This window comes from Rheinheimera gaetbuli (assembly GCF_054781935.1).
The window spans coordinates 80,654-98,194 of record NZ_BAAGTL010000012.1 but is presented as its reverse complement, the minus strand read 5'-3'; the positions used below and the strand labels follow the sequence as shown (position 1 = coordinate 98,194).

At 42.4% G+C, this 17,541-nt stretch carries 14 protein-coding genes; 3 read left to right on the top strand and 11 right to left on the bottom strand.

The window, feature by feature from the left end; genetic code table 11:
* Positions 1-122 precede the first annotated feature (122 nt).
* From ACYVIC_RS11125 to ACYVIC_RS11090, 8 genes are read right to left on the bottom strand one after another with little or no spacing between them, the layout of a single operon-like run.
* Positions 123-1,916, bottom strand: coding sequence for a hypothetical protein (locus ACYVIC_RS11125; protein ID WP_460859929.1), 1,794 nt, complete (start codon positions 1,914-1,916; stop codon positions 123-125).
* Positions 1,916-4,240: an AAA family ATPase gene (locus tag ACYVIC_RS11120; protein WP_460859928.1), complete on the bottom strand. Its 2,325-nt coding sequence runs from the start codon at positions 4,238-4,240 to the stop codon at positions 1,916-1,918. The genes ACYVIC_RS11125 and ACYVIC_RS11120 overlap by 1 nt, the downstream gene beginning before the upstream one ends.
* A complete protein-coding gene (locus ACYVIC_RS11115; RefSeq protein WP_460859926.1) occupies positions 4,233-5,741 on the bottom strand; it encodes a hypothetical protein in 1,509 nt (502 codons plus the stop codon). Before ACYVIC_RS11115 ends, ACYVIC_RS11120 begins: the two co-directional genes overlap by 8 nt.
* A complete protein-coding gene (locus ACYVIC_RS11110; protein WP_460859924.1) occupies positions 5,725-9,036 on the bottom strand; it encodes a DEAD/DEAH box helicase in 3,312 nt (1,103 codons plus the stop codon). The genes ACYVIC_RS11115 and ACYVIC_RS11110 overlap by 17 nt, the downstream gene beginning before the upstream one ends.
* A 9-nt stretch (positions 9,037-9,045) precedes the next feature.
* A complete protein-coding gene (locus tag ACYVIC_RS11105; protein ID WP_460859922.1) occupies positions 9,046-10,461 on the bottom strand; it encodes a protein kinase domain-containing protein in 1,416 nt (471 codons plus the stop codon).
* Positions 10,454-11,161 (bottom strand): PP2C family serine/threonine-protein phosphatase, encoded by a 708-nt coding sequence (locus tag ACYVIC_RS11100; protein ID WP_460859921.1) that lies wholly within the window; start codon positions 11,159-11,161, stop codon positions 10,454-10,456. Before ACYVIC_RS11100 ends, ACYVIC_RS11105 begins: the two co-directional genes overlap by 8 nt.
* Positions 11,162-11,164: 3 nt before the next feature.
* Positions 11,165-11,839, bottom strand: a complete 675-nt coding sequence (locus tag ACYVIC_RS11095) for a vWA domain-containing protein (RefSeq protein WP_460859919.1) — start codon at positions 11,837-11,839, stop codon at positions 11,165-11,167.
* Positions 11,840-11,892: 53 nt separating this feature from the next.
* Positions 11,893-12,513, bottom strand: coding sequence for a DUF4258 domain-containing protein (locus ACYVIC_RS11090; RefSeq protein ID WP_460859917.1), 621 nt, complete (start codon positions 12,511-12,513; stop codon positions 11,893-11,895).
* 290 nt (positions 12,514-12,803) lie between these two features.
* On the opposite strand from ACYVIC_RS11090, the gene ACYVIC_RS11085 reads away from it, so the two are divergent.
* The 3 genes from ACYVIC_RS11085 to ACYVIC_RS11075 are packed head-to-tail and all read left to right on the top strand — an operon-like array spanning position 12,804 to position 14,480.
* The gene (locus tag ACYVIC_RS11085; protein ID WP_460859915.1) at positions 12,804-13,421 is read left to right on the top strand and encodes a dual OB domain-containing protein; all 618 of its coding nucleotides are present in this window, start codon (positions 12,804-12,806) and stop codon (positions 13,419-13,421) included.
* An 8-nt stretch (positions 13,422-13,429) separates the two neighbouring features.
* Positions 13,430-13,870, top strand: a complete 441-nt coding sequence (locus tag ACYVIC_RS11080; RefSeq protein WP_460859913.1) for a DUF488 domain-containing protein — start codon at positions 13,430-13,432, stop codon at positions 13,868-13,870.
* 4 nt (positions 13,871-13,874) lie between these two features.
* A complete protein-coding gene (locus ACYVIC_RS11075; RefSeq protein ID WP_460859911.1) occupies positions 13,875-14,480 on the top strand; it encodes a DUF4326 domain-containing protein in 606 nt (201 codons plus the stop codon).
* 28 nt (positions 14,481-14,508) lie between these two features.
* Here ACYVIC_RS11075 and ACYVIC_RS11070 read toward each other — a convergent pair whose 3' ends face one another.
* Genes ACYVIC_RS11070 through ACYVIC_RS11060 form a run of 3 tightly spaced genes read right to left on the bottom strand, consistent with a single transcriptional unit; the run spans position 14,509 to position 17,497 of the window.
* Positions 14,509-15,201, bottom strand: a complete 693-nt coding sequence (locus ACYVIC_RS11070; RefSeq protein WP_460859909.1) for a hypothetical protein — start codon at positions 15,199-15,201, stop codon at positions 14,509-14,511.
* Positions 15,198-16,085, bottom strand: a complete 888-nt coding sequence (locus tag ACYVIC_RS11065; RefSeq protein WP_460859908.1) for a hypothetical protein — start codon at positions 16,083-16,085, stop codon at positions 15,198-15,200. The genes ACYVIC_RS11070 and ACYVIC_RS11065 overlap by 4 nt, the downstream gene beginning before the upstream one ends.
* Entirely contained in the window at positions 16,085-17,497 is a 1,413-nt protein-coding gene (locus ACYVIC_RS11060; RefSeq protein ID WP_460859906.1) for an AAA family ATPase, read from the bottom strand. Before ACYVIC_RS11060 ends, ACYVIC_RS11065 begins: the two co-directional genes overlap by 1 nt.
* Positions 17,498-17,541: the final 44 nt, after the last annotated feature.

The window sequence follows — 17,541 nt, the reverse complement described above, 5'->3', positions numbered from 1 at the left end:
CTATTTTAACCCCCTAGAAAGGGTAATAAAAAAACAAAAAAGTAAGTTTTATTACCTTTTTTAGAAGTGATGGTAATCCTTAATACTCATTAAATGGTTACTAGTAGTCCTAGAATATAAATTTACGTCACTAAGTTAACTGTTTGATGCCATCGACCAGATTTCTCTCTTTCTTGCTTGCTGACAATCTCAAAGACCCATAAAGAGCCGTTTGAGCGAATTTGCCAAATTGCCGAACATAATTCACAGCTAGCTTTAAATCCTTTTCCGCTTCGAGGGAGTATATTTGCTTCTCTTGTTTTAACCCCACAACATGGGCAAAATTTCAAAGCTTCTGCTGCAAAGTATCGCCTCAAAACAGCAGCTTTATTTGTTGGTGCCAAGTGAAAGCTATTAATCCACGCGTAGATATCGAAACCGTCGTTAACTTGGGCATAAAACACTCCTGGAGAATGCAATTTGGGCCACTGCTCTAAAATCGCTTTGGGTAAGTTTGAAGCTACCTCTCCGTACTCTATCGCAATAGTGTTCATCCACCATCTCTGAACGGTCACAATCATCGACTCTTCAGAAAACAGATCCTCTGGAGAACAATTTATAATACCCTCTACATCGCCTTTCCAATTCAAACAGCACAAAATGCGCCCGCTAACAGCTTTAATGTCTTGAGAAACGTTAATCAAAGGGATAAACAAGAGTTTTTTGTTAAAACCGGCGCTTTGACATAATAAATGCCAATTTCCATCTCGAAAATTAAGTTGCCCTTCAATGCCACATGGATGAGTTAACACCCAGCTCTTTTCTGACCGGTTAGATATCGTCCACCCTAATTTTTTATGCGAACGAAGAAGAAGTAAACCAATAAAATCTTGATAGCACTCAACATGGAGTTGCGACTTTTTAAAGATTTGCAGGTAGTCCCTGGAAACAAACGCAATTTCTTTTACCCACAATTCCCAAAGCTGACGAACTTGGATGTAGTGCGGATCGTTGTGTAAAATATTGGTGTTTTTTAACGCTAAAGAAACCACCGCATCCCTTGGAATGCTACGATAAGTTTCGCTCTGCTTTAACTGAAGAATTTTTCTTAATTGTTCTTCCAAACAGATTAATTGATGTTCCGAGTACTGTTTTAATTGCTCAGCTTCGTTATCCTTAAAAGACTCCCCCCACGTCTCACAAACAGAATGCCTAAGACTGCGATGGAGAGATGAACTTCCCTCTAGGTCTAGTCCCTGACGCATGGCTTCGTTCAGTTGGTTAACCTGAGCAATAATAGTTCTTAGAAATCGTTCCAGATGATCGAGCAGCCTGGCAAATACACGATTCTCATAGATGTGAACTTCATCCTCACTAATCTTTGCTCTAAGCTTACTTGGTACAATCCCGATAAACGTTCGCTGTTGCCAACACTCGGAGTGGGCGGCTAAATGTCGCTGATAATTATTTGCCGTGCGCTTTACCCTGGATACAGGTAAAAGCTCTTCGTCATAGCGCATAGTAATACGCGGGGCCTTAGCAATAGTATGTAAATGTCCCAAACTAAGCACTCTGTTCAATGCTATCTGTAACTCAGTTGGCTCCAAGCTTTTTGCTATTTCAGCTGGTATAACCGGCGATACCAGCTGGTCAATATCAAGCTTATCCACTCTTAATTTAATGTTTTCAAGTGCATCAAACGCTAACTGCCTTTTGGCCAACAACATGCTGTCAGTTTTTTCCGTATTAAACCGAAGCAAAATATTGTTTACTACTATTTGCCCTCTTCCGTCGTCTATTAAAAGTGTACCTTCAGGCCATATACCAAATGTTCCCAAAGAGGCTTTTTCAAGGAGCGCAAAGCGCCCCGAATCTATTGGTACAGAAGTATTACACTCAAAAGTATCACCGGTAATACAATCAAGAAGGCGCAGCATCAAGCAATTTCCTTTCGCTCTAATTCATGCTCAATTCGTTCTTCACACCTAACCGCAATGTCTGCTTTAAATAATTTATCCCACACATCGCTTAGCTGTTCTTGCAATTCGGATAAATGTTCTGGCTTGGTATCATAGCGACCAGTGACCTTGCCGTTCCGGAAAATTCTTACGGATAAAAGGTGATCTAAGGCTTTGCTCATAGAGCCACCAGATGCGACAACTACCGGTAAAAATTTTCTGGCCTGCCGTTCTAATCGATTACCCCAGCCAATCCCAAACCTTTTAGCCAAAACATTAGTAACTTCATGCGTGTAAAGCGTATTGAAAATCTTATCAACATCAGCACGATGTTCGCTGATGGCATTTTGAAAGCAAGTTTGAAGTGATGAAAAGCTATAAATGACAGATCGCTTCAGGGTGTTTGGCAATTGCTGCATACCATTTCGACCTAATTCCAAAACAAAGCTTCTGTCTTGGGTTTTATCAGCAAATTCAAAGGTAGTTTCATCATGGTTGGCGGTACCGATGAACCACACGTTATCTGCGACAGGTATCTTGCGGCCCTCTCTCAAATACCGAGGTGTTTTTGCCGGGGAATCTTCCATCAATACAACTTGTCTATCCTCACCAGATAACTCCAGCGCTGAAAGAAACTCAGCAAAATATTGTTCTGGCCGTGAAAGGTTCATTTCGTCGAGGAGAATGATATTTAAACGGTCTTGATATGTTGGCGTCTGGGCACGGTACAAAGCCTGTAAGCACTCTTTTTCGTAATATCGTTTCTCAAAGGCATTGTAGTGGCCTACAAGATCATCCCGATCACGCCAACCAGCCTGAACAGGCACCACAGTACAATGTCCTCCAACTGCACTTGCAAATGCTTTCGCTAAGGTAGTTTTTCCAGTACCGGAAATTCCTTGAAAAATATGCAACTGACTCATCGCCAAGCCACCCAAGAATAACTGAAGTGTATCTTTATCAAAATACAGGGGGTTATTACGGTCACTTTGAAAAATCCTTGACTGAAGCTCGTCAACAAATTCAGTCAGTGATCCAACAGGTTGAGTTGACGGGCTTTCAGTATATAGCGTGTCCATTCGAGTTAACGCTGGGAAAACAGCCTGCCCTTGTTGCCTATCTTTTAGCTCATCAATTTCTTGCTTTAGCTGCTCAGTGGCTAACGAAATAGCGTCATTATGTTGCTGAAGCACACGATTCTTCATCATCAAGTTTTCGCGCTCCATAATACCGATCGCTCTTTGATGACGTTCAGCATTGGCTTCTTGCAGCGCTTGTTTTGCATCTCGAAGTTGTTCTTCTAAAGAACGATTAAAATCTTTCAGATACTCAACTTCATCTTCTAAATCTTCAGCAGGTCGTCCAGACAGTTTTTGACGATACTCTCTTAAAGTTGATTCAATTTTTTCGACATGAAGTAAAAGCTCTTCAGCTGAATCCATTCCTTTTTGCTTAAGAACTCTCTCTAATTCAGAGAAATCCATTAAACGATTCTTTAAATCAAGCAAATTAGCTTCGTCTCGCTTTCGGTAACTAATTAAACGAGCAATTTCAGATTCTAACGATGTAATTTGCTGGCCATATTGCTGTTCAAGTTGGTTTTTTTTTGTTTCGACTGTCGTCTCAATTACTGACTCTTTCGCCGAAAGTTCAGCTTTTCGCTCAATAAGCTCAGCTTTGACTCTTTCAAGCTCTGCCTTGGTATTTTGAATATTTTGATATTCTGCACGAAGTTCCTCAAACAATGCTTTACGTTGTTCATCAACCTCATTAAAGGTTTGCAAAAATTGGTTTTGACTAACGGCTAATGACTGCATATGCTCTGAGCGAACTTTAGACAGCTCCGCTGTTAACAATAAAAGTGATTGGCCGTGCTGAATAACAAAACCAGCTTCAGCGTCAGCTTCCCGGGCTAAAAGTTCTTCGGTTTTTTTTAGAATATCTTTCTCTTTTAACAGCAAATTTGCCCGAATTTCTTCGCTCTCTTTACTGCTTTTTTTTTGTTCTGCAATTAAAGCGTCTAATTTTGATTTTTCAGCCTCTAGCGTGCCCTTTAAGATCTCAGTCTGTGCTTTGATTTGTGCAATCTCTTGACGCTCTGCTTCATATTGTTTTTTTGATTCAGTGAGTTGATCCACTAGTTGGTTTAACTTTTCAGTTTGCTCTTTTTCTAACACATTTAAAACTGCATTGTCCGGTCTCTCGCCGGTAACAGCTTCAATCTTTTCGGCTAAAGCAGTTTTTGGTGATTTCGGTGTCATAAATGATGCCGGAATACCAGCTTGTTTATTACGTTTAACCACGTTCCAATCCTTCGAAAAATATATTTAAAAAATAGGTAGTTATTGCTGCAGCTTCTAATGCTTTCTTTTTGGAATTGTCAGCGCTGCTATCCACATGTGCTGCGCTGTCACGCCAATGTGATAGCTGGTAGGTAGCCAGAAAATGTGATTCCTTCATAACGAAGTGTCTAAGCGGGTGATTCGGGTAATCGGGCATCGACATTAAACATACCGCCATACATAAACGGAATGAGCCTTGTTTATTCCTTGCGGTACTAAAAAGGCTTGTCGGTTTGACCTGAATAGCTTCATGCACCTGAGCCTTTGTCAAAAATGGTGAGGTTGCCCAAAAAAGCTTTTCAACATCTGATTTTTCAATCGTTCTTGGAAATATATAAAGGTTTTTTAGCGGAAACTTTTGCAAACAATAACGGAGACAATGCTCGATAACCCCTGAACTTTGAGTAATCAGATCACGATAATCATGAAATCTGTTTTCAGCTTCTGAGGTTTCAACATCCAGTTTCCGGCTTGTCCAACCGTTAAGTAAACCAATCAAACCATCAACTAAATCTGCTCTATTAAACTCCGCTAAAACTTCTAATTTTACCTGCTCCTCACGAGCGGCTGCTGCATCCTCTAGCGAAGAAAACTCGGCTTCAGTTTTGCCTCCTATAAGGCTCGCAACTTCCTTTGAAAGTTTTGGCACAGATAAACATAAATCACGAATTTTTTCCCGCATCCAAAGCACATCATGATGAAGACCAAAAGGATCCGACACTCCCCAAAGCTCTTCTAATCCGACATCTGAATACACCCAAACCCATAAGAATGCCGCAAAAGGTTCTTTATCAGATAACTTCAATACATCCATCTGATAAATGGACTCAAATTCTTCTTTTGAGCCCATTGAACGCGCGTTACGCTGTGCCGCCTGGGTTGAAGACATGATACTTTTAAGCGTTTCACGATTTGGTTCAAATGGCCTTACCCGATCTGGCAGTATCATCGGCTGCCATAATCTAGTTGCAGATTTAGACATCGAAAACTCAGGTTGAGTATTTGAATCTGAAACAGGCTCAATCATTTCAAGCGAATTACTGTACCTTGGTAAAAAGCTTCCTTTCACAGCATCCTGAAAAACATAACCGGTTTTTAAGCTGCTAGCTCCGGAAACATCATTGTTCAGCAAATCAATGCCGTCTTTGGTGAGCGTCCCGGTCTTTGCATCAATCCAGCCTTTGGGTATCAACTGTTGATTAATAATAAAGCTAACAAGCTCAGGCTCTAAACCATGCCACCTTGCAAGCTCCTCGACCCGCTGGTAATCAATCCCCTTTCCTCGGCCCATAGACAGTTGTGATAACAAAGCCTTTTCAAAAACGTTCGCGCGCTTTGTTTTTAAATCTGGCCCATACACCTGCCATACATAAACTGGTAAAAGTACCGGTCTAACTGCCCGCCGATCATTGACAGGCGCTTGTTTGACGAAACAGATAAATTCATCAGAAAACTTTGCCATGTGGTCCCTCACAAAGTTTATAAAATGCCGGAAAACCTGGAAGCAAGGGCATTCCATCCTCAAAATTGCCACTGCTTATGGTGCCCAGCTCTTTATCTCCCACCACAATAAGCAATTTTTTCTGGCGACTCATTGCAACGTTAATACGATTTGCAAGCCGCAAAAAACCAAGCTTTTTATTTAACTCTTCTTCAGTCATGTCGATTTCAGAATCCCAAGTTCTAACAACGGAGAGAATGACAACGTCAAACTCCTTACCTTGGAAAGCGTCGACAGAGCCAACTCGAAGACGCTCGTTCCCGGTTTGGGTTAAACGAAATTCTCCAGCTATTTGCCAGCCATCATCTGAGGGTGTTGTACAACCCAAGGCTTCTAGTTCCTGATAAATTGCATCACGTTGAGCGCTATAGAACGTGATTACACCAACACTCAAATCAGGGTGATCACTGAGGATTCTAAAAGCCTCAGCGGCACACCGTTTCGCTTCAGCTGTTCTCAGTCGGCTACCATTATTGCGTTTCTCAAGCCCCTGACTTTTTGGAACATCAATCCATGCTGAGTGGCAACCTTTATAGTCATCTATCTGGTGCTCGAAATCTCCTGACTCTAAACCAGACTTAATTGGTTCGAAGCCTCGCCGCTCATAAAACTCTTTACTGACAAAGCTACCAAGCTCTGGATGCATGCGGAACTGTGTGTCCAGCATCACAACACGCTCAGGTCCACCTTTTTCATGCATCTTCTCAAATTGTCTATGCAGATACTCGAACAAACTGATACGTAACAGCTCACTCCTAACCAAATCCAGTTCCTGCTGTTCTTGAAGTTCCTTTTCCACTCGAGGTTCTAGCATGTGAGGAAGCTGTAGATGATCGCCGACCAACACAATACGAGACTTTGCCATTGACATAGGGATCATCAGGTCCAGTGGCGCAGCTCTGGCAGCCTCATCGACAATCACTGTGTTAAATGAAATGCCAAGACGCTCAGAGTTGTCTTTTATGCTTGTCATGTATTCGCTGTCTGATTGCTGACAAGTTGCACCTATTACCGTAACGTAATCTTTAATACTCTCCTCAACATCTAACGCCCGCTCCTCCAAAGCTTTGACATAATCATACCTAGCCAGGAGTGGCCCCAGGGTTCTTGAGTTCGCAATTGATTGATATAGTTCCCGCTCAAGCATGTCTAATGTGTTGCAATCTGCTTCGGATGTGTATGAGCGGAGTAAGAATGGTCTGTAGTCAGGACGCACCAAATCTATCATCTGCTGTTTTAACTCGCTCAGCTGCTGAAGCTGATTTTCTGATGGTACTTTTACATCATTCAATTCCGTATAAAGATGCTTAAATTGACTGAGCAAGGGAGCAGCGCTCAAGTCGGCTAGACTCTCAAAAAAGCTTATAAAATCTTGTAATCGTTCAAAGCCGTCGTCATTAAACGCAATAATCTCACTACGAATTCCACGAACCTTTTGCAGCAACTGTCGGCGAACACTATTTGATAAATTAAATGACGAATTTTTATTGAGTTTGTCATAGGTGCTCAGCCATGCGTCGCTCGTTTCCTGAGACAAATACATACCATGTAGCTGAGAAAACTCGTTCAGCAGTTCTTGAATTTCATTTGAAATCACTTTTCTGACACTAGGCTCTCTTGCAATTCTTAGCTGCAGCATCGCTTTTTTGATTTTTTCAAATTGGACAAACACTGGCCAGGAGCGCATTTCTATTTCCAGCGCAGGCTTTAGCTCAAGTAATTTATTCAAGCGCCACTTTGTCACCATTATTTCAGAACTATCGTTACCAAACCGTCTGCCACCAACTTTAATAGCCGGCAGCCCAAACACCCCAGAGCGTTCAATAACATTATCAACGGCATCATGCTGAAAGCTTGTCAGCAACACCTGATGACTCAACGACTCTCCGGAGGAAAATTCCTCAGCGATACGTTGTTGGAGCGCCGCAATCACCTGCGTTTTCCCAGTACCGGGGGGGCCAATAATCAGTGCGACATCAGGCGTGTTAAGAGCAATCTCCAGAGCCTTTCTCTGACGAATCGTCGGCTCACCTTTAAAGCGTTGTTTTGCTTTTGGCGAAATCGCCCTTAATTTTGATTTTCGTTCAATAGGTGGCTCTAAGCCCTCAAAAATCATACGTAGTTGTGGCATAGGATTGTGGTGCGTTTTTATTGCGGTATACGCTCGTTCCCGTCGGTCGTTTGCAGTTTTATCCCCTTGAATAGAAAGAAACATAACACCTTTGCGTGGCAGAAAAGGCTGACTTAAATCAACTTCAATATAGCTAGGAAAAAACTTAAGATTATTTGCTAACAGCGGCCGACGCCCATCTGGTGACTTTTTAAACGAGCCTGATATATCTGTAAGCCACTCAGGAGCTTCCTCGGAAATCTCAAAGGTCAGATCTTGAATGCTCAGATCATCACTCTTTTTCAGACTATTTATTCTTTCTGCAAATGCATCTGATTGGCCATGACTCAAGTGCAACCTAAATCGGGGTGTTTCACCACCAGTATGCTTCGGTTCGGAGTAATTAACATAGCCCAACGCTTTGGCAGTTCTTGTGGCCTGCTCCCACTGAAGCTGGCTGTAAGACTCCCAAAGACTTAGATAGCTCCCGGCATCGTTAATGTGTTGTTCTAATAAGTCTATTGCTCCCGCTTTTAATAGGGAAGCCGAGGTACCATCAACAAAATCCACGTTGCCAACAATTGCTATAAAATTATCAGATTGTCGACGTAGTTTAGTCAGCCTCTTCGCTTTCCAAACGCCCTGTTCATTTACAACAGACAACGCATGCTCTTTGCCGATCACCTTAAAATCTAAATGAGATTGTTGCCGGTAATATTGAGCAATTAATAACGGCTCTTCCAGTTCAAGAACAAATGCTTGCTTAAGCCAAGCCGTTGCCTCGATGATGCTATTACTGGTTATCAATTGCTCCTGATGAAGTTGCGTCGATATATATGAATCGACAGCAATTTTTAGATCCAGAGGTAGCCTGGTTGTAAAGCCAACATATTCAAGATGCAGATGATCCGAGCCTTTCTGAGCCAGACGCCACAACCCTGGTTGAGCTGCAGCCAAATCGGCAGTTTTCAAATCTTTTGGATTTACCAGAGCAACCTGACCATGTTGAGCAATTACTAAGTTGCCACTGTCATTTATAACTTGAACTACATACCCTACTTCCCAGTTCAACGCTGCGGCATTATCGTCAATGAAGTAAACGCAATGGAGTTCTTTGTCAAAATAGCGAAAATCCTTTAACTTCATATCATCACCTTACCAACGAAATGCCCACACCGGGTGAGTCGTGACATCATCCGAAGGCATGGGTGGAGTCAAATGTATAAAGTAGGATTTGCCTTGTTTGATATCAGGACTCAGTAATACCCCTCTCGTAATTTCCTGTTCTTTACCATCGACTAGCAAGATTATTTTGTTACCCGAAGTAACTTTTAAAGCTAAGCCATTTTCGTCAAAACGAATTTGCCCTACCTCACCTGATTCTCGATATAGTTGTGTGCCTGCTGGTACTCGCTTAAGTGTCATTACCTCATTTAAATTAACTACTTGGCCCAAACCCGTTTTCAAATATTTTTGTTCTAGATTAGGGTCGGTAGTGTACACAAGTGCGGTTAACAACACTGAATCTGTCGGGTCTGCTTCGGTTTTACAAAATGGACAAGCACTATTTCGGTTAAAGGTACTGCGGCATTTGGGATTATGACAATCTAATAGCTGCGATATGGCTTCATCAATGCTGCTGCGCCATTCAGTTATAGTTGGACGTTCCCATGAACAATTTTTACCTTGCTCAAAGCATCGCTTGAATAAAGTGTGTAGTTTTTTCGTTGCTACCATCTCCAACGGGATCCCGCCGCTGGAAGCATTACAATCATTAGAACTGTCACCAACCCAAGGTAATTCACCACGATAAGCTCGTTCCTGTAATTCAGGTTCTCCGTCTTCTACCATCACGCCTATTAACGGGTGTTGCATCGTCAGCACTTGGTAGGCAATAACCGCAAATGACCAAGCATCGGTAAGACTATTCACACCCGATTCGCCCCTTACTACCTCTGGCGCTCCAAAACCCGGTGAGTAGAGGTGCATAGAACTGGCACGTTCACTAATACAAATATTGTCGCAATCAATGAGCCATACCCGCGCATCATTAACGTTTTCAGAAACAAAGATGTTATTTGGTGATAGGTCGCCATACGCCATTCCGCGCGCATGAAGTCGAGACAGAGTGTCGGCAAGTTGGGCCAAAAGTTGTAAACGCCTTTTTAAACCACCTGTTTGCAGGAAACCATAGAGACCTTTACCTTCTACTAAGGCAACAAAACTTTGCTCCATTTCACTGTTCAAGGAATGGAGGCCATCCATCAACTCCATTACATAACCAGGCACTGGTTTAGTAATCAATGCCTTGGGCGCCGCGATTGCGAGACCATCCAAATCCTGGCGCAGAACCCACTGGATATGATTAAACCATTGCTCTTGTTTGACTTTATCTTTCTTATAGAAGGTTTTAACTAAAGTGTTCTGATGATTTGTCTTCCACACCTTGCCTTGCCCGCCCTCACCTAAAAGCTCCGTACAGTCATACTCAGCACCATATTGGTCCTGTACAACTCGCCTTTTTGAAGACGCTTTGGCTTTATCCTTTGTTAATACCGGTTGTTCACTCATTGATACGTCCTTGCGGTAGGCATACCGCTATCACTGTTTTGTCATCACTGTGCCCAGGGGTTGGCCAGTTTATTAGTTGACGCTTTAGCCAGAGATTACCCAGCCGCCGGCTTTTCTTGACGAGTCCATCCGTTAAACACTGGCTAAAAGCAATAGGATCTAACAAATCTTCACTGATGCCATCAGTCATCAATAACAGACCATCTCTGTGTTCTTGAAGATAACCAGAACCAAAACGCCAATCCGATAAATGCCGGGAAAGACCCAGCCCTGTGGTTTCATTGCTAAAACCTGTCGTCTTGGCGTTGGAAAGTACTGAGGTGGGCGAAGCGATCATGCCATCGCCTAAATGAGCATACCGAAAGCGTCCATCTGCCATGCCCCAAACTAATATGCACGTTGTGACTGCATCGGTCGGTTCGACATTCAAAGACTTTAATTTTGCTAACCAGCCCAAATAAAGTGCCTGGACTATAGTTCTATCATCAGCATTAAAATCGTGATTTTGCACGCTCAACACGGCTGCCTTCGCGGCCTCTCGCGCCCCAATATCTGACTTGGGACGAGAGCCCATACCGTCACAAACAACGGCAGCCCAACGCTGTTTCCAGCATCTGGCTGACTGGTAATCTTGATTTGGTAAACTGTCACGGATATGAGCAGGCCCAGTCACAGAACACTGATAAAAACGCGCCTTCACGAGCTAAAAACCTAGTTCAAGTAGATCGTCATCGTCCCCTGGTAGGTATTCAATTTTTACCGATTCATTAGGCTTCACACTTCGCGAACGCGCGCACACACTCATGGTAACAGCCCGGAAAAAATTGCGAATGTCACGCGCATCATTTGCCTTAAATAATGGCGCTTCTATGTCATTGGTAAATTCTTGGAGAAAATTGAGATCAGCATCTGAGCCAATAGCTAAAGCCAGCCGAGTTGCTTTTTGTGAACGTTCACCAGAAGTAAGTCGTTCAAACGGTCGTCTTATTTCATCGGTAGGATGACCGTCAGACACTAAAATAACCACAGGTCGGTATGCTCGTGATGGTATCAATTCCTTGTCTTCTAACAGCGCTGTAACCAGATCAAACGCAGCCCCCATTGGCGTTCGGCCTCCTGCGTCAAGCCGGCTAAATGCTTTAATACTGTGCGCTGGCGATAACGGCAAATGCTGTGTAACGCTTTCACCAAAAGTTATCAAACCAAGTTGAATTTCTGCATTCATCCTGCCTTCTTGGGCGAAGCTTTCAATCATATCTTTTAACGCCTGATTTAAAGCTTCGATCTTGCCATCTGCGCCCATGCTTCCACTCACATCGGCCAGAATAATCACTGGTAATGGCCGAGCCGTTTTGGCAACAAATTCGTTAATTCCCATACAACATAATTCCTTATCTAAATGCTTAAACTTTAAATTCAACTTTTAACTAATTAGTGCAAATGCTTATGCTTTCTTTTGCTTGGCCGGATATGACGCAAATCATGGTTGCGATAAGCCGTTAGAACAGTGCCTTTCTGTGGCACCGTCAGCACATGCAGCCCGTCAAGTTCTTTTAACTCCGGGCACTCACCTGCATACTTTTTAATTTCTTTGCGGCCAATCACATGAAAGACAGTTCTGCGGGAATGAATTTTGCGCCCAAACTTCAACACTAATTCAATATCACGCTCACTCATGCCTCTTAAGTCCATGCGTTGCTGAGCATGTGAGCTGATTGCTGGTTGACAAGGCATCTGTTTGTATTGCTTTTGGCTACTCATCCTGCGCTCCTCATTCTGATTGACAGAGCAAAGATTGCAGAAAACAGACCAAATAACTTTATTGTTATATTTCAATAATTTAATGATTAATCGCCATTTCGAATTAGTAATAAAGTCTACTTCTTCGTAATCTTTTGTACTTAAAGGCAGTTTGTAAGCGAAATTGAAAAATGCGATATCGCGAGACTCAAGCAGAATAAAACTGCATGCAGTTGAATAACTAATTTTACGACTTTGAGAAACTTTAGAAGTGACAGAACTCGATACGACGCGAGGAGACTCTACAACCACAACTACAATCCTTTGTTTAAAGCACACTACTCATTAGTGAGCTCAATTTGTACCCAATAAACGCACTCTAATCAAGTTAAATTGTTGATTAGCTACCTATAAATCTAACAGCAAAACTCCATCCTTAAACCGTAAATAAAATTACAAAAAAGTAATTTATTCTTCATTAAAAATGACAAGCGCAAAAGATATCTTCAAATAAGTTATTTTAAATCAATAACATGAAAAATTCGCTAAATATGGCACACAAGCTGAACTAGTAGGCATAGATATCAATAAAGGAGCCTATTATGCCTGCAAAAAAAATCGTTATTTTAGCCAACTCAATTAAACATAAAAAACGCTGTGTTGCAGGAAAATGTCTTGCAACAGGCCAATGGATCAGACCAGTTGCTGATACTACTGGTGAGGCTTTATCATTCGACCAGCTGAAGTGCAGAAATCCACATGGCATTTTTGCAGTCAAAACTTTGCAAAAAGTCACCATAGAATTTATAACCGCAAAGCCTTTAATACATCAGCCAGAAAATTATCTAATCGCAGCTAATGAACTATGGCAGCAGGATTTTAAGATATACCAGCAGGATTTGCCCAGGTTCCTGGATAACCCTATTTCGATTTGGGGTGGCGACTCAAGAGTCTCGTATCAAGCTATTGTTCAAAATTTGTATAAACCACACCAATCATTGTTTCTGGTTCAAACACAGGAGCTTCAGCTCTATTACGCCGTAGACAAAAAGCGCCGCGTAAGCTTTAAGTACAACGGTATAGCATATGACTTACCAGCAACAGATCCGCAGTTTGATACTATTTTTAAGGAAAAGCGGAAACTAATGGGTATTCTCTGTATTAGCCTGGGTGAAGAGCATCATGGTTACTGTTATAAAATTGCCGCCGCAATTTATTAGGATTAGACATGAACATCTATACGATTGGTTTTACTAAAAAAAATGCTAAGACATTTTTTGATCTTATCCGAGATTCGAAAGTCGAGCGGCTAATTGATGTGCGATTAAATAACATTTCGCAATTGGCAGGCTTTGCGAAAAAAGACGATTTAAAGTTCTTCCTTAAAGAGCTTTGCAATGCCGAATACTTACATGCACCCAGCCTAGCACCAACGAAATTTTTGCTGGATAGTTATAAAAATGGCTCCATTAGCTGGCAACATTATGAAGATGAATTTTTTGACCTTATGTCTGCAAGAAGAATTGAGCGTGAGTTTACCTCTGGCGAACTCAACAATAGTTGCTTGTTATGCAGTGAACATGAACCCCATTTCTGTCATAGACGGATTGTTGTCGATTATTTAAATAAAACAACAAATCTGAACATGTCAGTCACTCACCTGTATTAAACTTATGAATTTATTTATTTTTTATCCAAAGCTGTTTAATGTTCCGTCAAAATTCACGAGGAAATTGGACCGAATTATTTCAGAGAAAACACCTGAATCTGTCTTATTTCTACACGACCAGAATACACTTATTAAAAGCTATTTTGGAGATAACAGTGCCAGGGTATGCATGCAACAGATTGACGAAATTGACGATTTCCCAGGCATCACTCATGCCATCATTTTTGATGACGGTGAAGAGTTCGCTGCTGAGCTGCAGCAATTAAAAGCAAAAGACATACCTCTTAGGCTAATAAATATAAAGCTAACCAGGGTAATAAACATAACTCGTGAAACCGAATTTAAAGGCCAACAAAACAGCGACAAATATGAATATATTGGACGGGGCTCTTACTGGGGCAATCCCTACTCTATGTTTGAGGAAGGGGATGACCGAGATGAAGTTATCCGAAAATTTCAATATGACTTTGAGTATGAAAAATTCCCACATATAGACAAACAAGAGGTATATAAACTGGCAGGCAAGCGACTAGGTTGTTTTTGTAAACCATCAGCATGTCATGGCGATGTGCTGGCAGACTTCCTAAACAGTTGGGATGACGGGAGCTAATAAAAACTGCTGCAGAGGTTGGGTTCAGCTAGTGCTTGCGAGGTTTTAGATAAATGACATTTGACGAATTACCAGGGTTTGACGCGTTGGTGTCCGGGGGTTCTGCTGCAAAAGGTGCAGCCCCACCGGTAAGTGTCATGCAATAGTCCAATAACGCCAGCACGGGCACCACTTTCCCCTTAGCTTTATTCACCCGTTTCGGTTGAGTATTCAGGTAAACTGCTAACTCCAGCGCCAGCTCAGGCGAAAGTGCATCTTGTCGTCTATCAGCCAGAGTTTGGGTTACCCAAAGCCCGGCATCAGTTACATGGCCGTTTACACTGCGGTCGGTGTTTTTCACCCACTGTGGTTCAAATGTGATTTCGCTAAGCCTGCTTAAAAGCAGTGCAATATCACTGCGCGGCAATATGTGTGACAAGCGCAAGGTTTCAGCCAACACCCACTGCCATTCCATTTGCAAGCGCTCTGTTAGCTCTTCAACGCTCATTAGCAAGTCTACCGGAATAAACAGTGTAAAACGGCTATTGGCTTCGGAGGCAATAATAGTTTTATGCCAACTGCCGTAGCGGTTTTCAATAATATGTAACTGCCAACACATCTGCTCACAGGTGCTGGTAACGGTATTCACCCCAACCTGTTGGCCTGGCTCAGCAGGCAAACGCGGTAGGTCGGTTTTAAGCCATTTGGTAAGTGCGTTGGTGGCAGAAAATGAGAGCTTCAAGGAATACCATTCCAAAGTTCATAAACTGTAGCTCTACCATCATCGATTAATGCCTTTAAATCTCCGAGCGTTTCTGAATATTCAACATACCCGCACAAGCCAATATTCAGTTTATCTGACTGCGCTCCCATAGCCACACCATCGGCAAACCCCTGGCCTGATTTCAGAGCACCATAATTAGACATCACGTACCGATCATGAAAAAAACGTTCTGGTACAACGACAAGTTTTAACTTCGGTATCACCTGATAACGGAGCCTATATTCTCTATCGAATATACCTTGGGGATTTGATGTGGTTACACTTGTAACTAAAGTCAGGCTGGTTATTGATTTATCCGAATTTAAAACATCAAATATGGCATGTAAAACGTCATTGGTTGCGAGCCTAAAATATTGGTCAATTATAGTAATCGCGCCACCAAATCGCATTAGTCCACCTATGACGGTAAGTATTGATGAAACTTGCTTCTCAATTCTGATCGTGGGCGGGATATACCAGTTATGATGGTTTTCAAGAATGTGCTCGTGATTTAACGCAGCACCAATCCGCTCAGAAACCACGACATCAAACTCTTGGAACTGCTCTTGTGCGTGATACCAATTACACCAATCGGATGAGTCTACTATTGGGCGGTATTTTGGAAGCAACATTTTACCTGAACCATGCTCTTTGAGCATTTTGTTCAGAAACTGCTTAACAGACTGTCGTTTGATAGGGGCAAGTTCTGTCGAATTTTTGGCAGCAGCAAAAGCTTCCCTAATCCATTCTTTCATTGGCGCGACAACATATCTGCCAGTTTCAAAACCAATATCCCGCTTTAATAATGCGTAATACTCGTACTGAGCAAGGCATTGCGGATCGAACGCAACTTCCCGATACATCAGAATAGCTCCTCGTCACGTTCATCGAAGAAACCATTTGGCCACTCTTCGGCAAAATCGCCATCTGATGTCACATCCAGTTTAATTGGATTACTTCCGCTCTCGTCAGTATTCATGTAAATGATGCTGATGTATTCAGGCGTTACTTTTGACTCTCTCACCCGCCTTAGCAACCGCAACACCATATGCTCACTATGAGTTTCAACAAAGAACAGCTTGTCTGCGCTGTATTGATTGGTTTGCGTAAGCATCAGGTCGGCTAATTCAACCTGCCACGCAGGGTGTAGGTGCAACTCTGGCTGTTCAATACTGACAATGCCAAGATCAGTCTTCATAGCGGCAACGACGAACGGGAACACTTGAGAGATACCTGCGCCCACCTGCGAAGGCAACAAAGCGGTTTCATTTCTCATATCAGTTAAAGCTACGCCATAGCCATCTTTTGATCTGATAAATTGATAGTCTGAATTAAAATGATCTTTACCGAACCACTGGTTTACTTCGTTTTGCAAAACTGCACTTCCAAAGTAAAACGTATCCCACCCTGCCTGGCCGTCAAACCATCGAGTTTTTTCCATGGTGCGTTTTGCCACAAAGCTGCGGTTTGGAATAACCCTTAGCGGCCCTATGTGAATTAGCTGCTGCAACCGTTTCGAGAAATGCCGTAGAGGCGCTAAAACCACATCTGCAAGCGCGCATTCCGTTACAACCCTTCCAGCTAATGGCTTGTCATTACAAACTTCAGCCCAGTCTACTGGCGCATCTGATAAATCAATACGCTGTTCAAATGCCAATAAAGCCTTGTAAGGCAAATTCAGCTCAAACGGCTCTACACCCTGAAATGGCATAACCCCGTTAATTTCATCATTGTCACTTAACAAAATCGTTGAAGGATTAATGACATTTACAACAATGGCTTTCTTACCCGCTGTTGCGGTAAACACGCAAAATGGATGATTATTAATCGCTACTCTGGTTTCTCTGACAAAAGCCCTGTTATCAAGCTCGCTAAAGGCAATATCCATTTCAATTGCATATTCAAACACCGGCGCACTGACATCATGCACAAAGCCGTCAGCAACGTTTTCGTCAGACTCCGTCATAAAAGTATTGAAAAAATCCATGCTGGCATCAAGGCCAAAAGACACGCCAAGTGTCATCACTTTGGATAGATCTTTACCGTTTATCAGCTCGGAAAAACCACCAAGGTAAACATGCTCGCCAGTAACACTGGAGTATTCAGGATCAACGTTTTTATTTACCAGCAGCTCATAAAGGTACAACAGAGCATGCAAAATACTGCTTTTGCCCGAACTGTTCGCGCCAAACAACATAGTCACCGGAGCCAAAGGGATCACCGCTTTTCGACGGATACCTTTAAAGTTTTGGATGGTGATGGATTTTATCTGCATATGTTCTCGGTGTTTTATCTCTATAGCTATACTTTTGCCTCAAG

Coding starts and splice junctions, on each gene's coding strand:
- ACYVIC_RS11085 (WP_460859915.1), top strand. CDS start 12,804: ATGCCTGCAAAAAAAATCGTTATTTTAGCCAACTCAATTAAACATAAA.
- ACYVIC_RS11080 (WP_460859913.1), top strand. CDS start 13,430: ATGAACATCTATACGATTGGTTTTACTAAAAAAAATGCTAAGACATTT.
- ACYVIC_RS11075 (WP_460859911.1), top strand. CDS start 13,875: ATGAATTTATTTATTTTTTATCCAAAGCTGTTTAATGTTCCGTCAAAA.
- ACYVIC_RS11105 (WP_460859922.1), bottom strand. CDS start 10,461: ATGAGTGAACAACCGGTATTAACAAAGGATAAAGCCAAAGCGTCTTCA.
- ACYVIC_RS11065 (WP_460859908.1), bottom strand. CDS start 16,085: ATGTATCGGGAAGTTGCGTTCGATCCGCAATGCCTTGCTCAGTACGAG.
- ACYVIC_RS11095 (WP_460859919.1), bottom strand. CDS start 11,839: ATGGGAATTAACGAATTTGTTGCCAAAACGGCTCGGCCATTACCAGTG.
- ACYVIC_RS11115 (WP_460859926.1), bottom strand. CDS start 5,741: ATGGCAAAGTTTTCTGATGAATTTATCTGTTTCGTCAAACAAGCGCCT.
- ACYVIC_RS11060 (WP_460859906.1), bottom strand. CDS start 17,497: ATGCAGATAAAATCCATCACCATCCAAAACTTTAAAGGTATCCGTCGA.
- ACYVIC_RS11110 (WP_460859924.1), bottom strand. CDS start 9,036: ATGAAGTTAAAGGATTTTCGCTATTTTGACAAAGAACTCCATTGCGTT.
- ACYVIC_RS11125 (WP_460859929.1), bottom strand. CDS start 1,916: ATGCTGCGCCTTCTTGATTGTATTACCGGTGATACTTTTGAGTGTAAT.